Raw genomic sequence first — 19,102 nt, forward strand, 5'->3', positions numbered from 1 at the left:
TTCACTCAGTTCGGTGCTCGAAGATCTCGTGGCCTGCAACTCTTGAGATTGGGTGTCTTTGAGGTGGGTGTCATAGACCCAGCCATCTTGGCTGCTCACAAAAAACTAGCGTCGACCGACTGCTCCTACAGGATTTTGAGCACGACTAGACCTTTCCCTACACCTATCGCAATATACAAAACTATACAGCGAAACTCCCTACTCAAAGGAATGACCCGTGACAGCAGCCCTGAGCAACAAAGAAGCCGTCGGTGAGCGTTACGTGCTGGAGTCGATGCGCCATGCGCAACAGATGACCTGGAAGGCCATCGAGCAGATTGCCTGCGGGATTGTCCCGGGCATGCACGAGTCGGAGGCGGTGGCGCTGGGCAAGCAGATCCTTGGCGAGCTGGGCATGGACCGGATCTGGCATCCGCTGCTGATCCGCTTTGGCGCCAACACCCTGAAGACGTTCAAGCAGCGCTCGGAGGGCGATCCGGTGCTGGGCACGGACGACATCTTTTTTATCGACATGGGCGTGGTTTGGCAGGGCCATGAAGGCGATGCTGGGCAGACGTTCACCACCGGCAATGATCCACACATGATCGCCTGTGCCGAAGCGGCCCGAGAGCTGTTCCGGCGGGTTGAGCGGCGGTGGCGTGAAGAGCGAGTCGATGGCGTGGCGCTGTATCGCTATGCCCACGAGCAGGCCGAGGCCATGGGCTGGAGCCTCAATCTGGACATCAAGGGCCATCGCGTCAGTGATTTCCCCCATGCCATTTATCGCGGCGGTGACCTGGGTGATTTCGGCCAATACCCGAACACCGGGCTGTGGATTCTGGAAATCCAGATCGCCCATCCGCAGTTGCCCTACGGCGCCTTCTACGAAGACTTGTTGATCTGAAACCCGGGCGCGGGATCCGACGGGTGCCCGGCGTCATTGCGGGTTCCCTGCTATTAATCAATGGGTGTTCGAGTTCAATCGGGAGCGCCTCATGAGTCCATCCATTCGCATCGGTATCGTCGACGATCATCCGATGTTGCGTGAGGGCGTGGCCAATACCCTGAAAAAACGTGCGGACCTGCAGGTGGTGGAGCAGGGTGCCAGTGCCCAGGACGCGATGGATATTGCCCAGCGCGAGCGTCCGGATGTGATGCTGATGGATGTCAATATGCCCGGCGACGTGTTTGCCGCGGTGCGCTTCATTGCGACCGAGCTTACGGATATCAAGGTGCTGATGCTGACGGTTTCCGAGTCGGAAAACGATGCGTTCCTGGCGCTGGAGGCCGGGGCGCGTGGCTATGTGCTGAAAGGCATCAGTGGTCCGCAGCTGGTGCAGGCGATCCGCTCGGTGGCCAAGGGCGAGACCTTCGTCACCCCCGAGTTGGCCGACAAGCTGCTGAGCCATATCAAGAAGCATGAAGCGGACGTGCAGAAGTTCGACCTGACGCCACGGGAAGAGGAGGTCATCCGCGAAGTAGCCAAGGGGCTGACCAATCGAGAGGTGGCGGACAACCTGGCGATCAGTGAGAAAACCGTCAAGCACCACATGTCCTGCGTGATGCAGAAACTCAACGCGCGCAATCGCGTAGAGGCCGTTACCGCCCTGCGCCGCTACTGGGAACACGAAGCGATCGGACGGCTGCACCTGGGTGCCGATACCCGCAACTAGAGCCTGAACTGGGCACTGACCGAGGTGCCCGAGGCGCCGGAATCGATGTTGAACAGGCCTCCCAGGGACTCCACTCGATACCGCAAGCCGGCGAGACCCAGGCGGGTGCGGCCGGCCGTCCTCGGCTGCATCGCGTCCTCCATCATGCCCGGACCACTGTCGTGCACGCTGATGTCCAGCACGCCGTTGACGTAACGCGCCTGAATCACCTGGCCTTCGCCATTGGCATGGCGAAAGGCGTTGTTCAGGGTTTCCTGGACGAAACGGTACAGGCACAGCTTGAGCGGCAGTGGAGCGACTTTAGGCAGCGGCCCCAGGATCAGTTTGACGCCGGTGCCGGTGCGTTGCTCGTGCCGTTGCGCCACCAGTTGCAACTCTTGCACCAGGCTCAGGTCGTTGATTTCCGGGAGCGCCAGGCCGCGTGACAGGTCACGGACCTCGCGCAGGGCGTCGGTGGCGGCGCCGCGAATGGTTTCCATGGATTCCTGGTCGACCGCCGAGCAGTTTTCCGCCAGATCATCGAGGCGGATCAGGATCAAGGTCAGCAGTTGCGCCGGGCCGTCGTGCAGGTCGGCCCCGATGCGGCGCAAGGTGAGTTCGTTGACCCGGGAGAACTCCTGGGTCGCCGTCGCCACTTTATGCTGGAGTTCGGCATTGCTGGCGTGCAGGCGGGTTTGCTCCTGCAATCGCGCCTGCAGGGCCACTTGCTGGCGCTGGATGATCTTGTCGCCGCGGCGGACGATGAAAAACAGCAGGGTCAGCATCGCCAGGGTTGCGGCGCCGACCACCGCCCAGACTTGCTGACGCACGCGATTGATCTCGCGCTTGAGGCTGCTGGCTTTTTCATAGAATTCGCCGACGGCGATGACTTTCATCGAGTTGGAATCGCGCAGCGGTGCGTAGATCTCATAGAGCGGCATCTCCAGTTTGCGCTCGTACTCGTTCTCATCCTGGGTCAGCCCTTCCAGGTCGGTGACCACTTTGCCCTTGAGCGCCTCGGTAATTTCATCGGGTGCGAATTTGTGATTGGTGATGGCTTTGTTGGTGCTGTAGACCACCGTGCCGTCGGCGCGCCAGATCTTGATCGAGGCGATGTGCTGTTTCATGGCCCGGCTCTGGGTCACGCGGTCCAGGGCCTGGATGCTTTCCGGCGACAGCAGGTTGTCATCGGTCATGTCCTGCACGTAGGGTTCGAGGAAGGTGTCCATGTACTGCGCACCGGCCTCGGCGGCGCTCTGCACCGCGGCATTTTCGATGCGTTCGCTGACCAGCTTGCCGACGAAGAACATGGTCAGGCCGAGGATCACGGTTGCCGCGATGACGAACTGGGTCGAGTGGCTGAGCTTCTGCGCCCGGCCGCTGAACCAGCGGTGCCACAGGCCATGGCGCGCAGGTGCTGGCGCAGTGGCGAGGTCCTGGGGGATTTTCGCGTCTTTGGTCATCGTCGGTCATCCGCAGACTGACAGGGATGAGCGCACGTGCGTTGCGCTCAATCAAGACGATAGTTGGTTTCTCGGCCCACAGGGCGGGTGATCCGCTCTGTGGGTAGTGGGCAAGTTATTCGCCCAGCGCGCGTCATCGTTGACGTCCTTCGCCAGCAAGCTGGCTCCTACAGGTTCTCCACCAACCACTCACTGAAACTCCTCGCCAGCGGATTGCTCTCACTGTCGCGATGGGTCAGCAGCGCCCAGTTCGGGCCGCGGATGGTTTGATCGACCAGCGGCTGCAACAGCCCGCTGTCCCGCGCCTGGCGGCTCAATAACTGGCTGACCAGAGCGATGCCCAAACCGCTGCAGGCGGCGTCCAGCAGCAGGCCGGGGTCGGAGAAGTTGAGGCCCTGTTCCTGTTGGCCGACGTCGACGCCGGCTTCCACCGCCCAGTGGTTCCAATCCATCTCCCGCTCGCCGTGCAGGGTGGTGCGCTGCTCACGAGGTTGGGCCAGCACGCTGGGGTGGCAGGCCGGGTAAAGGCGGTCGTGGTGCAGCACTTTGAAGCTGCATTCGGCCTGGGAGCTGATGTCATCGCGCACGGCGAGGTCGATGGTCTGGCTAATCATCTCGGGCACTTCATCGGTGCTGAAAATCCACAGATCGACTTCCGGATGCTGACGGCGGAAATCGCCGAGGCGCGGCAGCAGCCAGTGGCGGGCGAAGGCCGGGGTGGTGTTGAGCACCAGTTGGTTGGGTTTCTGGTATTGGCCCAGGCGGCGGATGCCCACCGCCAGTTGCTGCAGCAGGGCCTGGGTGGTGCTCAGCAGGTCGTGGCCGGCATCGGTCAGGTACACCGCGCGTCCGCTGCGGATAAACAGCGGTTGTTCGAGGTAGGCCTCGAGGCTGCGAATCTGCTGACTGATGGCCGACTGGGTCAGGCTCAGCTCGGCGGCGGCCTTGTGGAAACTGCCGAGGCGGGCAGCGGCTTCGAAGCCGCGCAGGGAGCTGAGCGGCGGCCAGTGCTTGAGCATATTGATAAGTTCCTCTAATCACTTTGCTACTAAATCCATCGTTTGTTTGCCGGTTTTTAGCGCCGTAGCATGCATGTCAGCACCCAGCAGACTCTTTTCATTGAACACAATGACTTAACTCAAAGGTACTTGTCATGCAGCACAACAACAATCACAACAGCGCCTGGATGATGCCCGCCGAGTGGGCTCCACACGCCGCGACCTGGATGGTCTGGCCGCACAATCAGGCCTTGTGGGAGTCGGGTTGGGGCGTGACCCTGAGCCAGGTGCAGGAAGATTTCGCTCGCGTCGCCAATGCGATTGCCCGTTTTGAACCGGTGAAAATGGTCGTTGATCCCTCGGCGGTGACCCGGGCCAAGGCCCTGTGCGGGCCGAACATCGAGCTGATCGAACTGGCCGTCAACGACAGCTGGTGCCGCGACTCCGGCCCGAGCTTCGTCTGCCACCCGCAACTGGGTCTGGCCGGGGTCAGTTGGCGCTTCAACGCCTGGGGCGGCAAGTCGGCCCACGACCTCGACGAAAGCCTCGCCCGTCACGCCCTCAATCAATTGGGCCTGGAGTGCTTCGGCACTGCGCTGAGCAACGAAGGCGGGGCGATTCACGTTGATGGCGAAGGCACGCTGATCACCACTGAATCGGTGCTGCTCAACCCCAATCGCAACCCCGGCGTGAGCAAGGCCGAAATCGAAGAAATCTTCAGTCGTCTGCTGGGCGTGACCAAGACCATCTGGCTGCCGGGCGATCCGGACTATGTCACCGGCGACATGACCGACGGCCATGTCGATGGCGTCTGCGCCTTCGCTCGTCCCGGCGTGTTGCTGGTGGATGCGACCCGCGACAAAAGCTCGGTGTACGCCGAAGTGGTGCGCGAAAACCGCCGCGCCCTGCAACTGGCCCGGGATGCCAAGGGCCGCTCGTTTGAATTGATCGAACTGTATGAAGCCAGCGAAGCGGTGGACACCGAGGCCGAAGTGTTCTGCGCCTCCTACACCAACTTCTACATCGCCAACGGCGCAATCATCATGCCGGCCTACGGTATCGAAGCCGATAATGCGGCAGCCGAGGTACTGGCCCAGGCCTTCCCGGGTCGCGAAATCGTCCCGGTGCGGATCAACCATCTGGCCCATGGCGGCGGCGGGGTGCATTGCATTACCCAGCAACAGCCAGCCTGGCCACTGGAGGGTTGATGCCATGAGCCTGTTGACCATCGCTACCACCCAGATGCCGTGTTCCTGGGACCTGCAACACAACCTCGACCAGGCCGAACAGCTGGTGCGCGAGGCTGCGGCCAAGGGCGCCCAGGTGATCCTGCTGCAGGAGCTGTTCGCCACCCCGTACTTCTGCATCGAACAGCGCCATCAACACCTGGCCCTGGCCCAGGAGTACGGCGACAGCCCGATCCTGCAGCGCTTCGCGGCTTTGGCCAAAGAGTTGGGCGTGGTGCTGCCGTTGAGCTGGTTCGAGAAGGCCGGCAACGCCTATTTCAATTCATTAAGCGTGGCCGATGCCGATGGCCGCCTGCTGGGGGTCTATCGCAAGACCCATATCCCCAACGCCATCGGCTACCAGGAGAAGGAATACTTCAGTCCCGGCGACACCGGCTTTCGGGTCTGGGACACCGCGTTCGGACGCCTGGGCGTGGGCATCTGCTGGGACCAGTGGTTTCCCGAGACCGCCCGTTGCCTGGCCCTGCTGGGCGCCGAGGTGTTGCTGTTTCCCACGGCCATCGGCTCGGAACCGGGTTGCGCCGACCTCGATTCCCGCGATCACTGGCAGATGACCATGCGCGGCCATGCGGCGGCGAACCTCTTGCCGGTGGTGGCGTCGAACCGGGTCGGCAATGAAGTGGCGACCAGCGATGCCGGCCTGCAGATGAGGTTCTACGGCTCGTCATTCATCTGCAACCACAAGGGCAAGCTGCTCGTCGGCGCCGACCGCGACAGCACCGGCGTGCTGTTGCACAGCCTGGACCTCGCGGCGATGCGCGAAGAACGCCTGAGCTGGGGCATCTACCGCGACCGCCGACCGGAAATGTATGGCGCGCTACTCAGTCACGACGGTCGTCAACTCAACGCACGCTGGAACACCCAGGGGGTTTGATATGCGCATGACCCACACGCTATTGCTGGCGGCCCTGATCGCCGCTGCACCGACCTTGCACGCCGATGAGAAAACCCTGCGCCTGTACAACTGGGCCGACTATTTTGCCGAGGACACCCTGAGCCGCTTCACCAGCGAAACCGGGATCAAGGTGATCTACGACGTGATGGACGGCAGCGAGACCCTGGAAGCCAAGATGCTCGCCGGCAACAGCGGCTATGACCTGATCTTCCCCGGTGACACCGTGGCCGAGCGGCTGATGCGCGCCGGCAGTCTGATGCCCCTGGATCCGGCCAAACTCACCGCGCTCAACGACATCGAGCCGGGCTTGCAGAAGCTGCGCAGCCATTACGTGCATTCGAACCAGGCCACCGTGCCCTACACCTGGGGCACCATCGGCCTGACCTACAACGCCGAGCAGATCAAGCAGCGCATGCCCGACGCGCCGGTCAACAGTCTGGACATGTTGTTCAAACCGGAGCTGGCCAAACAGTTCGCCGATTGTGGGATCTCGATCATCGACTCGCCGGACGAAGTGCTGGCCGTGGTCCTCCACTACCTGGGCCGTGAGCCGCGCAGTGGCAAGCGCGAGGACCTGGCCGCGGCCAGTGAGCTGCTGGGCAAGTTGCGGCCGTACGTGCGCAAGTTTCAGTCGCAGCCGGTCACCGACCTGGTCAACGGCAACCTGTGCCTGTCCCTGGGTTACAGCGGCGACATGACCCAGGCCCAGCGCACCGCAGACAGCGCCGGCAAACCGGTGCACTTCCAGTACCGAGTGCCGCGCGAAGGCACCACGGTGTGGATGGACACCATGGCCATCCCGGTGGACGCGAAACACCCGGAATACGCCTATACCTTTATCAACTTCGTGATGCGCCCGGAAAACATGGCGGCCATCAGTAACTTCACCGGCTACCCGACGTCCAGCGCCAAGGCCCGCCCCCAAGTCGATGCAAGCATGCGCAACAACCCGGATATCTACCTCGATGAGGCCACCTATGGGCGGCTGATTCCTGGCCAGGACATCCCCCAGGCCGACATGCGCGCGCGCATGCGCACCTGGACCAAATTCAAGACGGCCACCGGCCAGTGAACATCGATCAACAGTCAAGGGAACAACAGATGCCGACGCGTCGACACTTCATCAAACAGGTCTCGGTCGTTGCCGGGCTCGGCGCCATGGCGGCCAGCGGCCTCGGTCTGGCGCCACGCTCGGTGCTGGCCGCTACAGGGCGTAAGTGGTACATGCCCGACGAAGGCGAGCGCCACCAGCAGGCGTTCATCGCCTTTGGCGCCCAGGACGCGATCTGGGAAGATTTCACCGGCGACGTGCAAGCGGCCCTCGGACGGATCGCCCGGGCCATCGCCGACTATGAACCGCTGACCGTGTTCTGCCGTAAACGTGAACGGGAGCTGGCCGAAGAACATTGCGGCAGCCACAACGTCACCTACGTCATCAGCGAACTGGACGACATCTGGATGCGCGATATCGGCGCCAACTTTGTCGTCGACGGCCAGGGCGGGCTGGGGGCGGTGGATTTCAACTTCAACGGCTGGGGTAACAAGCAGCAGCATGACGACGATGCGCAAGTGCCGCGACTGGTCAGCGATACGGTCGGTGCGCGTTACCTGAGGACCGAGCTGGTGGGCGAGGGCGGTGGTATCGAGGTCGATGGTCACGGCACCGGGATCATGACCGAAAGCAGCTGGATCAACCGCAACCGCAACCCGGACTGGAGCAAGGCCGAAGTCGAGCAGGAACTGAAAGAACGCCTGGGCTTGCGCAAGATCATCTGGTTGCCGGGGATCAAGGGCAAGGACATCACCGATGCCCACGTCGATTTCTATGCGCGTTTCGTCGCCCCCGGGGTGGTGATCGCCAACCTCGACACCGATCCCGACTCATACGACCGCAAGGTCACCCTGGCCCACCTGGAGATTCTCAAGCAGGCCACCGACGCCGATGGCCGCAAGCTGCAGGTGCACACCGTTTCGCCGCCGCTCAAGCCGCGCAACAGTCGCTTCAGCAAAAACAACCCGGACTTCGCCGCTGGCTACATCAACTATTTTGTCATCAACGGCGCGGTGATCGCCCCCGAGTTTGGCGACAAAAAGGCTGATACCGCGGCCTATGACCTGCTGTCCGAGCTGTACCCGGACCGCGAAATCGTCCAGCTGAATATCGACGCAATCAGCGCCGGTGGCGGCGGGATTCATTGCGTGACCAGTCATCAACCCAAGGTTTGAGGAAAACCCATTCGCGCCCGGTTCACACCACCGGGCAGCGTACGGGTGCCGGCCAGGCGATTCACCGGTACAATGCGCGATTCGACCGTGACAGCCTGACTAAAAAAATATGTCCTTGCCCAAGCATCACCTGGAATTGCTCAGCCCTGCCCGCGATGTCAGCATCGCCCGCGAGGCCATTTTGCATGGCGCCGACGCCGTGTACATCGGCGGCCCGAGCTTCGGCGCGCGTCACAACGCCTGCAACGAAGTCAGCGATATCGCCCAGTTGGTGGAGTTCGCCCGTCGTTATCACGCCCGGGTCTTCACCACCATCAACACCATCCTCCACGACAACGAACTGGAGCCGGCGCGCAAGCTGATCCACCAGTTGTACGATGCCGGCGTCGATGCGCTGATCGTCCAGGACCTGGGTGTGATGGAGCTGGACATTCCGCCGATCGAACTGCACGCCAGCACCCAGACCGACATCCGCACCCTGGCCCGGGCCAAGTTCCTCGACCAGGCCGGTTTCTCGCAGTTGGTATTGGCCCGCGAGCTGAACCTGCAAGAAATCCGTACGATCGCCGACGAAACCGATGCCGCCATCGAGTTTTTCATCCACGGCGCCCTGTGCGTGGCCTTCTCCGGCCAGTGCAACATCTCCCACGCGCAAAACGGCCGCAGCGCCAACCGTGGCGATTGCTCCCAGGCCTGCCGCCTGCCTTACACCCTCAAGGATGACCAGGGGCGTGTCGTCGCGTTCGAGAAACACCTGCTGTCGATGAAGGACAACAACCAGAGCGCCAACATCCGCGCCCTGGTCGAGGCCGGCGTGCGTTCGTTCAAGATCGAAGGGCGCTACAAGGACATGGGCTATGTGAAGAACATCACCGCCTACTACCGCCAGCGCCTCGACGACGTGCTCGAAGACCGCCCGGACCTGGCCCGCGCGTCCAGCGGCCGCACCGCGCACTTTTTCCTGCCGGACCCGGAAAAGACCTTCCACCGTGGCAGCACCGACTATTTCGTCAGCGACCGCAAGATCGACATCGGCGCCTTCGACACCCCGACCTTCACCGGCCTGCCGGTGGGTGTGGTGGAGAAAGTCGGCAAGCGCGACATGCAGGTGGTGACCCACGAGCCGCTGTCCAATGGTGACGGCCTCAATGTGCTGGTCAAGCGCGAAGTGGTGGGGTTCCGCGCCAACATCGCCGAAGCCCGTGGCGAATTCCTCGATGACGGCGAAAAGCGTTATCGCTATCGGGTCGAGCCTAACGAGATGCCGGTCGGCCTGCACAACCTGCGACCGAACCATCCGCTGAGCCGCAACCTCGACCACAACTGGCAGCAAGCCCTGCTCAAGACCTCCGCCGAGCGACGTATCGGCCTGGAGTGGGTGGCACGCCTGCGTGAAGAGCGTCTGGAACTGACCGCCACCAGCGAAGAGGGCATCCGTGCCAGCGTCGCTTTGGAAGGGCCGTTTGGCGCCGCCAACAAGCCGGAGCAGGCGCTGGACCAACTGCGCGACCTGCTGGGCCAGTTGGGCACCACCGAGTACCACGCCACCGACGTCAAACTCGATGCGCCGACGGCGTTCTTCGTGCCCAACTCGCAGCTCAAGGCGTTGCGCCGCGAGGTCATCGAGGCGCTGACCGCCGCCCGTGTTGCTGCCCATCCACGGGGTGGACGCAAGGCCGAGACCTCGCCGCCACCGGTGTACCCGGAGTCGCACCTGTCGTTCCTGGCCAACGTCTACAACCAGAAGGCCCGGGATTTCTACCATCGTCACGGGGTCAAGCTGATTGACGCGGCGTTCGAGGCCCACGAGGAAACTGGCGAAGTACCGGTGATGATCACCAAGCATTGCCTGCGTTTCTCCTTCAACCTGTGCCCGAAACAGGCCAAGGGCGTCACCGGCGTCAAGACCAAGGTCGCGCCGATGCAACTGATCCACGGCGACGAAGTGCTGACCCTCAAGTTCGACTGCAAACCCTGCGAAATGCACGTGGTGGGCAAGATCAAGGGCCATATCCTCGACCTGCCGCAGCCCGGCAGCGTGGTTGGTTATATCAGCCCGGACGACCTGCTCAAGACCATTCCCCGCGCGCCACACTAATCCTGTAGGAGCCTGCCTGCTGGCGATGAAGTTGATGCGGTGTGGCTGATGCCCCATCGCGAGCAGGCTCGCTCCTACAGGCTCTATCTGAAGGGGCGCGGCGCTCCAGGCTTTTTTCACCTCGATGCGGGGGCCCTGCAGGCCCAACCCACAACCACCCATCCGGCCAACAATAATGGCCATTTCGATCCCCTTTTGGCCAACCCCCCACTGTGTTCCCGTGCCAGCCTCGGCAAGAATCAGACCCAAGTGGCCGATTCGAGCATGCGCACGCGTGACAACAACAAACCGTATGCCCGGCCCTTGGCTATCGTTTAACCCGCTGCCGTTCATAGAACATAAAAACCGTCGAACTGACGCCGCACTTGGGGAAGCCATTCATGGTCACGATCAAACGCATTCTGGGCGCCACATTCTGTGGGCTGACGCTGCTGGCCAGCGCCGTGCAAGCCGAACAACGGGAGTTGAGGGTGTACAACTGGGCGGATTACATCCTGCCCTCGGTGCCTAAGGACTTCGCCAAACAGAGCGGGATCAAGGTCACCTGGGACACCTTCGATACCAACGAGTCGCTGGAGGCCAAGCTGCTCACCGGCAACTCCGGCTATGACCTGGTGGTGCCGTCGAACCAGTTCCTCGAGACCCAGATCAAGGCCGGGGTGTTCCAGAAGCTCGACAAATCCAAGCTGCCGAACTGGCAGCACCAGGACCCGGAACTGCTCAAGCTGTTGGCCAAGAATGACCCCGGCAACCAGTACGGCGTGCCCTACATGGTCGGCACCGTGCTGATCGGCTTCAACCCGGCCAAGGTCAAGGCGGCGCTGGGTGAGAATGCCCCGGTGGACAGCTGGGACCTGGTGTTCAAGCCCGAGAACATGGAAAAGCTCAAGGCCTGCGGCGTAGCGATGCTCGACTCACCCACCGAAATCCTGCCGCTGGCCCTGCATTACCTGGGCCTGGACCCCAACAGCCAGAACCCGGACGACTATGAAAAAGCCAAGGAGTTGATGCTCAAGGTTCGCCCGTACGTGACCTATTTCAACTCGGCCAAGTACATGACCGACATCGCCAACGGCGATATCTGCGTCGCCATCGGTTACTCGGGCAGCTTCTATCAGTTCGGCAATCGGGCCAAGGAGGCCGGCAACGGCGTGGTGGTGGACTACCGGCTGCCGAAGGAAGGTGCACCGATCTGGTTTGACACTTTTGCCATACCAAAGAGCGCGAAGAACGTCTCTGAAGCCCATGAATTTCTTAACAATTTACTAGATCCTAAAGTCATCGCGCCGATCAGCGACTTCCTCGGCTACCCGAATGCCAACAAGGACTCGCTGCCGCTGATCAACAAAGAAATCACCGGCAATCCGAACCTGACTCCGACTCCCGAGGCGCTGAAAAAACTGTACGTGGTGCAGCCGCTGCCGCAGAAAATCGAGCGCGTGCGGACCCGGGTCTGGACCAGCATCAAGTCCGACAAGTAACTCCGCGCGCCAGGCCGCCACATCAGTGGGCGGCCCAAGGCGCTGCACAAATGTTCTAAACGCCACCGCACAAATCAGGCACAGTTGGCCAGGCGCATTGGCCGCGCAGGACCTGGGGTGGCATTACCGTGAACGATCAGCACTGGATCGAACTGTCGCAAGATGCCGATACCGGGATCGAGTCGATCCGTGCCCATTTCCAAGGCCACGCTTACGACCCGCACTGGCACGACAGCTTCCTGGTGGGCGTCACCGAGCAGGGCGTGCAGCAGTTCAACTGCCGGCGGATGAAGCATCTGAGTACGCCGGGCAAGGTGTTCATGCTCGAGCCTGGGGAGATCCACGACGGCCATGCGCCGACCGAGGAAGGCTTCACCTACTCGATGCTGTATTTCGATCCGGATTGGCTGGAGCGCGAACTGCGCAGCTTGTTCGAGCATGCGCCGGCCAGCGCGCAGTTGGGCTTCGCCGACACCCTGAGCCAGGACCCGCCACTGGCGGGCGCCATTACTCAGGCGTTCCAGGCGCTGCATGAGGGCGACCTGCGCATCGTCCGCCAGAGCGCCACCGACAACCTGTTGAGCGCGCTGACCCGGCATCTCGACTGGCGCCAGCGCCTGCCGGTCGACCCGCGTTTGCCTCGGGTGGCGCAGGTGGCACGCGATTACTTGCAGGCCCATGCCTTTGAAGACATCGGCCTCGATCAACTGGCACAGGTCTGCGGGGTCGATCGTTTCCGCCTCAGCCGTGCATTCAAGGCCGCCTTCGGCCTGGCGCCCCATGCCTACCTGATCCAGCTTCGCCTGGCCAAGGCGCGCCTGTGGCTGGCCCGTGGCGAAACCCCGGCGCAGGTCGCCAGTGCCCTGGGGTTTGCCGATCAGAGCCACCTGGGGCGCTGGTTCCGCCGAGCCTATCGGCTGACCCCGGCGGATTACCGCAAGCGCTGCTCAAACCTTCCAGACTGAAGCGCCGCCGGCGGTGACCATGGACCCCTGTCTGTTCAAGGAGTCCCTGCCATGCTGTCACTGTTGCCATTTCTGCTGTTTGCCTTCGTTGCCTCGATCACCCCCGGCCCGACCAATATCCTCGTGCTCAGCCACAGCGCCCGACGCGGCCTGGGGGCGACGCTGCCGTTGATTCTCGGCGCCTGCGTCTCGGCGGCGCTGGTGGTGCTGGTGGTCGGGTTGGGCTTGGGGGAAACCCTGTTGCGTTTCCCCAGAGTGCAGCAGGCAATGACCTGGGCCGGGGTGCTCTGGTTGAGTTGGCTGGCCTGGCAGATTTTTCGCAGTCCGCCGCCGTCTCTGGATGCAGGCGACACGCCGGACCGGGGCATGAGTGTGTTGGCGGGCGCGGGGCTGCAGGTGATCAATCCCAAGGTGTGGATGATGGCGGTGGCGGTGGCCAGTGTGTTCGCTGGCGACGGTGAGCAGACAGCGCGCCTGCTGCTGTTGTCGGCGCTGTTCCTGATGGTCTGCCTGCCGTGCATGACGGTCTGGGCACTGCTCGGCGTGGGCAGCGCCCGAGTGCTCAGTTCGCCCGCAGCGTTCAAGCGCATGAACCATGGCCTGGCGTTGTTGTTGCTGCTGTCGGCCTGGCTCGGGGTGCTGCTCTAGAGGCCGAGCACCTCGTTGCAGACTTGCCGCAGGCAGGCGCGCAACCAGCGATGCGCCGGATCGGCGTCCATCCGTGGGTGCCAGATCATCGACAGCTGAATGGTCGGGGTCGGCAGGGGCAGGGCGAAGCTGAAGCAATCATTGCGCAGGTGTCGGGTGTGGCGCTCGGGCAATGTGGCGATCAGGTCCGTATCGCGGGTCAGCGCCAGCGCCGCGGAAAATCCGCTGACCAGACTCACCACCTCGCGCTGCCAGCCCTGCTGGTTGAATGTCTCGTCCAGCAGGCCGGTGGCCAGTCCCCGCCGGGAGACCTGAATGTGTTGGCCGTTGATGTAGCGTTCGGCAGTGATTTCGCCCTGGCTCAGGGGGTGGCCGTTGCGCACCACGCCGACGAAGCGATCCTCGAACAGGATGCGGCTGTGCAGTTCCGGGCGGGTCGCGGGAACGACCACGCCGGTGTCGAGGTCGACGCTGCCATCGCGCAACGGCGCGCTGTCCTTGTTCAGCTTTTGCAGGAAATACAGGCGCACGCCGGGCGCTTCCTGACGCAGACGCTGGATCAGCGCCGGGCCGAAATTTTCGACGAAGCCGTCGCTGGTGCGCAGGGTGAAGGTGCGTACCAACTGACTGAGGTCCAGTTGCTCGACAGGCCGCAGCAGGCTTTGTGCTTCGTCCACCAGTCGTTGCACCCGTTCGCGCAGCTCGATGGCCCGAGGCGTCGGCACCAGACCGCGACCGGCGCGCACCAGCAGTGGGTCGCCGGTGACCTTGCGCAGACGTGCCAACGCCCGACTCATGGCCGAGGGGCTCAGGTGCAAGCGCTGGGCAGCGCGCGCGACACTGCCTTCGGCGAGCAGGGCATCGAGGGTGAACAGCAGGTTCAGGTCGGGAGTGGACATTACGCAACGGTAGCACGCTTACGAGTGACATGGCGTTGTATGCAGCTATCTAGTGCAACTGCTGCGTCTTCCGCCTGATGAGTGCCGGGCATAGGCTGTGGTTGAACGTCTTTGTGGAGTCTTCTGGCATGAACAGCATCAATTCAGTGCATCCCGCTGAAGTCGCGCGACTGACACCCTCCAGCCGCTGGATCCTTGTCAGCCTCGGACTCTCGACGTTACTGCCGTCCCTCGACACCAGCATCGCCAACGCCGGATTGCCGGTGCTGGCCCGCACATTCGACGCTTCCTTCACTCAGGTGCAATGGGTGGTCCTGACCTACCTGCTGAGCATCACCGCGCTGATCGTCGGCGTTGGTCGTCTGGGCGATCTCATGGGTCGGCGGCGCCTGCTGTTGATCGGCATTGGTCTGTTCAGTGCCGCCTCGTTGCTCTGCGGCCTGGCGCCGAATCTTGGCTGGCTGCTGGCCGGGCGGGCGATCCAGGGGCTGGGCGCGGCGATCATGCTGGCGCTGGGCATGGCGCTGGTCGGCGATGCGGTGCCTGAGACGCGGCGCGGCCGTGCCATGGGCCTGCTGGGGTCGATGTCGGCGCTGGGGACAACGCTGGGGCCATCATTGGGCGGGGTGTTGATTGCCAGTGTGGGCTGGCAGGCGATATTCCTGATCAATCTGCCGCTGGGGTTGCTCAATGCCCTGCTGGTGTGGCGTTACTTGCCGGTCGATGGGCCGCGAACGTCGACGGGCTTCGACCTGCCCGGAACCCTGCTGTTGGCGCTGACACTGGGCTGTTTCTCGCTGGCCATAACCTGGGGGCAGGGCACTCTGTTGTTGCCAGCGGCAGTGGGGACTGCGCTGTTTATCTGGCGCCAGGCGCAGGCCAAGGCGCCGCTGATCCGCTTGCAACTGCTGCGCAGCGGCCCACTCAGTGCCGGTCTGGGCATGACGCTGTTGGTGTCGACCGTGATCATGTCAACGCTGGTGGTCGGTCCGTTCTACCTCAGCCAGGGCCTGGGCCTCGGTCCACTGGCGGTCGGCCTGGCGTTATCGGCAGGGCCGTGCGTCGCGGCGCTCTGCGGGGCGCCAGCGGGACGCCTGGTAGATCGCCGTGGCGCAGCAACCATGACTCGCGCCGGATTGCTCGGCATGGCCTGCGCTTCGAGCCTGCTGGCCTTGTTGCCGCTGGAAGCCGGAATTATCGGCTACCTTGCACCGATCTTGCTGCTGACCGCCAGCTATGCACTGTTCCAGGCCGCGAATAACAGCCGAATCATGGGCGCGATTGATGCGCAGCAGCGCGGCGTGGTGGCCGGCTTGCTCAGCCTGTCGCGCAATCTGGGGTTGATCAGCGGGACGGCGGTGATGGGCAGCGTCTTTGCCCTGGGCGCCGGCACCCGCGAACTGATCACGGCCGCGCCGACCGCGCTAGCCACCGGGTTGCACTGGACGTTTGCGCTGGCGGCGGGGTTGATGGTGTTGGCGCTGGTGATCGGATTGCGGCCGTCAGACCTGCGCCCCGGCCGCATCTGATACGCTTTTTTCCAGCGCACCTGCCGCTGTTTTCAACACAGCCCAAGCCTCACACTGCACGGGCAACCTGCGATCAATTGTGTGGAGGCCACATGCTCAAGATGTCGATGTTCCTCGGTGGATTTCTGGTGTTGACCGTCCTGATCGGCGCGCTGGCCACCATCTCCCCGGTATAACCAGCGCCTGGCCGGCACCTTGCGCGAGGGGCCGGCTGTCAAATCTTGTAATAACTCTGCTGTCAGACACGACTGATAGCACTGTAGGATCATGGGCCGAAATAAATCAAAGGTCCGTATGAACACCCTCCTGGAGCCTCCCAGTCCCGCGTTTCACCCGCTCAATCTGCCTTTCCCGGTCATAGCCCACAGGCCTGACCCGCTCACGTTGAATCTGTGCCGCTCGCACATACCCCCCTTTATCCAGACGAAGACCGTCCCTACGTTGCGTAGCAGGGCGTCGCATTGTCGTGCGCGTCAATCGTTCAACCTGATTCGAGAGAGCAAATAATCCCTATGGAATGGATTGCGGATCCCACGGCCTGGCTTGGCCTGTTGACCCTGATCGTGCTGGAGTTGGTGCTCGGTATCGACAACCTGGTGTTTATCGCCATTCTCGCCGACAAGTTGCCGCCCCATCAGCGTGACCGTGCCCGGGTGATCGGCCTGTCCCTGGCGTTATTGATGCGTCTGGGCCTGCTGGCCAGTATCTCGTGGATGGTGACCCTCACCGAGCCGTTGATCGAAGTGTTCGACAAGGTGTTCTCCGGTCGCGACCTGATCATGCTGTTCGGTGGTGTGTTCCTGTTGTTCAAGGCCACCATGGAGTTGCACGAACGCCTCGAAGGCCATGTCGCCGTGCGTTCGGGCAATGCGGCCTACGCCATGTTCTGGCCGATCGTCGCGCAGATCGTCGTGCTTGATGCGGTGTTCTCGCTGGACGCGGTGATTACCGCGGTGGGCATGGTTGAGCACCTGTCGGTGATGATGATTGCGGTGGTGTTCTCCATCGGCCTGATGATCATCGCCAGCAAGCCGCTGACCCGTTTCGTCAACAGCCACCCGACCGTGATCATGCTGTGTCTGGGCTTCCTGATGATGATCGGTTTCAGCCTGACGGCCGAGGGCCTGGGTTTCCATATTCCCAAGGGCTACCTGTACGCCGCCATTGGCTTCTCGATCCTGATCGAGCTGTTCAACCAGTTGGCCCGTTCGCGTCGCAAGAAGAGCCTGCAGGGCCATCGACCGATGCGTGAGCGCACTGCACATGCGGTGTTGCGCCTGATGGGTGGGCGCAGCATCAGCGCCGATGAAGTGGGCGAGGAAATCGCCGACATGCTTGAAGGTGATGAGCCAGCGCAGGTGTTCGACCGTCGCGAACGGATCATGATCAGCGGCGTGCTGCAGTTGGCTGAACGGCCGATCCGCAGCGTCATGACCCCGCGTGCCGAGGTCGATCACATTGACCTGGGTGACAGCGCCGAGGACATCCGCACCACGCTGATGCACTCGTCGTACTCGCGCTTGCCGCTGATCCGCGAGGGGCGCGTCGACGAGCCGCTGGGCTTCGTGCACAAGAAGGAATTGTTGAAAGAGTTGCTGGCCGGTCACCAGCCGGACTTGGAGGCCATGGCCCGTAAGGCAATCAACCTGCTGGAAAGCTTCTCGATCCTCAACGCCCTGGAGCAGATGCGCAAGGAGTCGACGCACATCGCCTTTGTGGTCAACGAATTCGGTGACTTCATCGGCATCCTGACCATGACTGACATCCTCGAATCGATCGCCGGTGAGCTGCCCGATGCCAGCGAAATCGAGGGGCCGAACATCGTCACCCAGGACGACGGCTTCCTGGTCAGCGGTGCGCTGAACCTCAATCAGGTTCGCCAGCACACCGGTTTCCAGGCCAAGGCCACTGATGATTATCAGACCCTGGCCGGGCTGGTGATGAGCCTGCTGGATCGTCTGCCAATGATTGGCGACACCCTGACTTGGGCGGGCTGGACCCTCAAAGTGGTCGAGGTCGAAGAACGGCGGGTAACCCGAGTCTTGCTCAGCAAGGCTTGAGTGCCAAGCCATTGCGGCCGCTGAAATTCGTCAGCGGCCGCAACATTCAACTACTTTAAGGAAGAGAAACAGCCCGCCACGTCACTCCAGCGACCGGACCAGGAGGCATGCCCATGCTGACCCGCGCCATTCCCAGCAGCGGCGAGCCGTTGCCTATCATCGGTCTGGGCACTTATCGCGGGTTTGATGTCGAGCGCGCCGACCCCGGCTATCGACCCTTGGCTGAGGTGCTCGAAGCGCTGTTCGCCAAGGGCGGCACCCTGATCGACAGCTCACCGATGTACGGTCACGCCGAACAGACCAGTGGTGAGCTGCTGTCGATTCATGAGCCACGTTCGCCGGCATTCCTGGCCACCAAGGTCTGGACCCGTGGCCGCGAGCAGGGCATCGCGCAAATGGAACAATCGTTCCAGCGCCTGCGAACCGAGCACATCGACCTGATGCAAGTCCACAACCTGCTGGACTGGCAAAGCCACCTGCCGACTTTGCGTGAGTGGCAGGCCGCCGGACGCATTCGCTACATCGGTGTTAGTCATTACAGCGCCTCGGCCTACGACGAGATCGAAGCGCTGCTCAAGACCGAGCGCCTGGACTTCCTGCAAATCAACTACGCCCTCGATGATCGGACTGCAGAGAAACGCCTGTTGCCGCTGTGTCGCGAGCGCGGCGTGGCGGTGATCTGCAATCGGCCGTTTGGTGGTGGTGACCTGCTGGAGCGGCTAAACGGCAAGCCGCTGCCGGGCTGGGCCGGGCAGGTGCAGGTCAGCACATGGGCGCAACTGGCATTGAAATTCGTGCTGTCCCATTCGGCGGTGACCTGCGTGATTCCCGGTACCCATCGGCCGCGAGCCATGAGCGACAACGCAGGTGCCGGGTTCGGCCCGATGTTGACCGGGGCGCAGCGTGAGCAGTTGATCGACCTGATCCGTTGACTGTGCTGAATTCGTCATCGACTTGAGCTA

General features: G+C 62.6%; 16 protein-coding genes and 1 pseudogene. 14 read left to right on the plus strand and 3 right to left on the minus strand.

What is annotated here, in order from left to right; all coding sequences use genetic code 11:
• Positions 1-217 precede the first annotated feature (217 nt).
• Both NR126_RS23110 and NR126_RS23115 read left to right on the plus strand, forming a co-directional pair.
• Positions 218-883: a M24 family metallopeptidase gene (locus NR126_RS23110; RefSeq protein WP_256831650.1), complete on the plus strand. Its 666-nt coding sequence runs from the start codon at positions 218-220 to the stop codon at positions 881-883.
• Between the two features lie 91 nt (positions 884-974).
• On the plus strand, positions 975-1,652 hold the full coding sequence (locus NR126_RS23115) for a response regulator transcription factor (protein WP_027618128.1): 678 nt from the start codon (positions 975-977) through the stop codon (positions 1,650-1,652).
• Here NR126_RS23115 and NR126_RS23120 read toward each other — a convergent pair.
• Positions 1,649-3,094, minus strand: a complete 1,446-nt coding sequence (locus NR126_RS23120) for a sensor histidine kinase (RefSeq protein ID WP_256831651.1) — start codon at positions 3,092-3,094, stop codon at positions 1,649-1,651. The genes NR126_RS23115 and NR126_RS23120 overlap by 4 nt on opposite strands.
• A gap of 167 nt (positions 3,095-3,261) precedes the next feature.
• Positions 3,262-4,113, minus strand: a complete 852-nt coding sequence (locus NR126_RS23125) for a LysR substrate-binding domain-containing protein (protein ID WP_256831652.1) — start codon at positions 4,111-4,113, stop codon at positions 3,262-3,264.
• Between the two features lie 134 nt (positions 4,114-4,247).
• Between NR126_RS23125 and NR126_RS23130 the strand changes: the two genes are divergently transcribed.
• From NR126_RS23130 to NR126_RS23170, 9 genes are all read left to right on the plus strand, one after another.
• The gene (locus tag NR126_RS23130) at positions 4,248-5,300 is read left to right on the plus strand and encodes an agmatine/peptidylarginine deiminase (RefSeq protein ID WP_256831653.1); all 1,053 of its coding nucleotides are present in this window, start codon (positions 4,248-4,250) and stop codon (positions 5,298-5,300) included.
• A 4-nt stretch (positions 5,301-5,304) separates the two neighbouring features.
• Complete coding sequence (gene aguB / locus NR126_RS23135; protein WP_105755482.1) at positions 5,305-6,213, plus strand: N-carbamoylputrescine amidase; 909 nt, start codon at positions 5,305-5,307, stop codon at positions 6,211-6,213.
• Between the two features lies 1 nt (position 6,214).
• Positions 6,215-7,306 (plus strand): extracellular solute-binding protein, encoded by a 1,092-nt coding sequence (locus tag NR126_RS23140; RefSeq protein ID WP_256831654.1) that lies wholly within the window; start codon positions 6,215-6,217, stop codon positions 7,304-7,306.
• A 29-nt stretch (positions 7,307-7,335) separates the two neighbouring features.
• Positions 7,336-8,460: an agmatine/peptidylarginine deiminase gene (locus NR126_RS23145; protein ID WP_027618134.1), complete on the plus strand. Its 1,125-nt coding sequence runs from the start codon at positions 7,336-7,338 to the stop codon at positions 8,458-8,460.
• 109 nt (positions 8,461-8,569) lie between these two features.
• Positions 8,570-10,558 (plus strand): U32 family peptidase, encoded by a 1,989-nt coding sequence (locus NR126_RS23150; protein WP_256831655.1) that lies wholly within the window; start codon positions 8,570-8,572, stop codon positions 10,556-10,558.
• Positions 10,559-10,606: 48 nt separating this feature from the next.
• Positions 10,607-10,876, plus strand: a complete 270-nt coding sequence (locus tag NR126_RS23155) for a hypothetical protein (protein WP_256831656.1) — start codon at positions 10,607-10,609, stop codon at positions 10,874-10,876.
• 62 nt (positions 10,877-10,938) lie between these two features.
• Positions 10,939-12,039 carry a polyamine ABC transporter substrate-binding protein gene (locus NR126_RS23160; RefSeq protein ID WP_027618137.1) on the plus strand — a complete coding sequence of 367 codons (1,101 nt, stop codon included), beginning with the start codon at positions 10,939-10,941 and terminating at the stop codon, positions 12,037-12,039.
• Positions 12,040-12,167: 128 nt separating this feature from the next.
• Positions 12,168-13,004: an AraC family transcriptional regulator gene (locus NR126_RS23165; protein ID WP_105755487.1), complete on the plus strand. Its 837-nt coding sequence runs from the start codon at positions 12,168-12,170 to the stop codon at positions 13,002-13,004.
• 51 nt (positions 13,005-13,055) lie between these two features.
• Positions 13,056-13,652 carry a LysE family translocator gene (locus NR126_RS23170; protein WP_027618139.1) on the plus strand — a complete coding sequence of 199 codons (597 nt, stop codon included), beginning with the start codon at positions 13,056-13,058 and terminating at the stop codon, positions 13,650-13,652.
• Here NR126_RS23170 and NR126_RS23175 read toward each other — a convergent pair.
• The gene (locus tag NR126_RS23175; protein ID WP_256831657.1) at positions 13,649-14,551 is read right to left on the minus strand and encodes a LysR family transcriptional regulator; all 903 of its coding nucleotides are present in this window, start codon (positions 14,549-14,551) and stop codon (positions 13,649-13,651) included. The two genes, NR126_RS23170 and NR126_RS23175, sit on opposite strands and share 4 nt — an antisense overlap.
• A gap of 128 nt (positions 14,552-14,679) precedes the next feature.
• On the opposite strand from NR126_RS23175, the gene NR126_RS23180 reads away from it, so the two are divergent.
• The 3 genes and pseudogenes from NR126_RS23180 to NR126_RS23190 all read left to right on the plus strand — a co-directional run.
• Complete coding sequence (locus NR126_RS23180) at positions 14,680-16,080, plus strand: MFS transporter (protein ID WP_256831658.1); 1,401 nt, start codon at positions 14,680-14,682, stop codon at positions 16,078-16,080.
• A 512-nt stretch (positions 16,081-16,592) separates the two neighbouring features.
• A complete protein-coding gene (locus NR126_RS23185) occupies positions 16,593-18,140 on the plus strand; it encodes a TerC family protein (RefSeq protein WP_027618142.1) in 1,548 nt (515 codons plus the stop codon).
• A 101-nt stretch (positions 18,141-18,241) separates the two neighbouring features.
• A pseudogene (locus NR126_RS23190) lies at positions 18,242-19,072 on the plus strand (aldo/keto reductase); the annotation flags it as partial.
• Positions 19,073-19,102: the final 30 nt, after the last annotated feature.

The sequence above is a fragment of the Pseudomonas sp. Pse1 genome (assembly GCF_024519635.1).
GTDB lineage: Bacteria > Pseudomonadota > Gammaproteobacteria > Pseudomonadales > Pseudomonadaceae > Aquipseudomonas.

Excerpts from the sequence above, each read along its gene's own strand:
- NR126_RS23185 (WP_027618142.1), top strand. The coding sequence starts at position 16,593 with ATGGAATGGATTGCGGATCCCACGGCCTGGCTTGGCCTGTTGACCCTG.
- aguB (WP_105755482.1), top strand. The coding sequence starts at position 5,305 with ATGAGCCTGTTGACCATCGCTACCACCCAGATGCCGTGTTCCTGGGAC.
- NR126_RS23175 (WP_256831657.1), bottom strand. The coding sequence starts at position 14,551 with ATGTCCACTCCCGACCTGAACCTGCTGTTCACCCTCGATGCCCTGCTC.
- NR126_RS23130 (WP_256831653.1), top strand. The coding sequence starts at position 4,248 with ATGCAGCACAACAACAATCACAACAGCGCCTGGATGATGCCCGCCGAG.
- NR126_RS23155 (WP_256831656.1), top strand. The coding sequence starts at position 10,607 with ATGCCCCATCGCGAGCAGGCTCGCTCCTACAGGCTCTATCTGAAGGGG.
- NR126_RS23145 (WP_027618134.1), top strand. The coding sequence starts at position 7,336 with ATGCCGACGCGTCGACACTTCATCAAACAGGTCTCGGTCGTTGCCGGG.
- NR126_RS23115 (WP_027618128.1), top strand. The coding sequence starts at position 975 with ATGAGTCCATCCATTCGCATCGGTATCGTCGACGATCATCCGATGTTG.
- NR126_RS23125 (WP_256831652.1), bottom strand. The coding sequence starts at position 4,113 with ATGCTCAAGCACTGGCCGCCGCTCAGCTCCCTGCGCGGCTTCGAAGCC.
- NR126_RS23160 (WP_027618137.1), top strand. The coding sequence starts at position 10,939 with ATGGTCACGATCAAACGCATTCTGGGCGCCACATTCTGTGGGCTGACG.
- NR126_RS23170 (WP_027618139.1), top strand. The coding sequence starts at position 13,056 with ATGCTGTCACTGTTGCCATTTCTGCTGTTTGCCTTCGTTGCCTCGATC.
- NR126_RS23140 (WP_256831654.1), top strand. The coding sequence starts at position 6,215 with ATGCGCATGACCCACACGCTATTGCTGGCGGCCCTGATCGCCGCTGCA.
- NR126_RS23180 (WP_256831658.1), top strand. The coding sequence starts at position 14,680 with ATGAACAGCATCAATTCAGTGCATCCCGCTGAAGTCGCGCGACTGACA.
- NR126_RS23120 (WP_256831651.1), bottom strand. The coding sequence starts at position 3,094 with ATGACCAAAGACGCGAAAATCCCCCAGGACCTCGCCACTGCGCCAGCA.
- NR126_RS23150 (WP_256831655.1), top strand. The coding sequence starts at position 8,570 with ATGTCCTTGCCCAAGCATCACCTGGAATTGCTCAGCCCTGCCCGCGAT.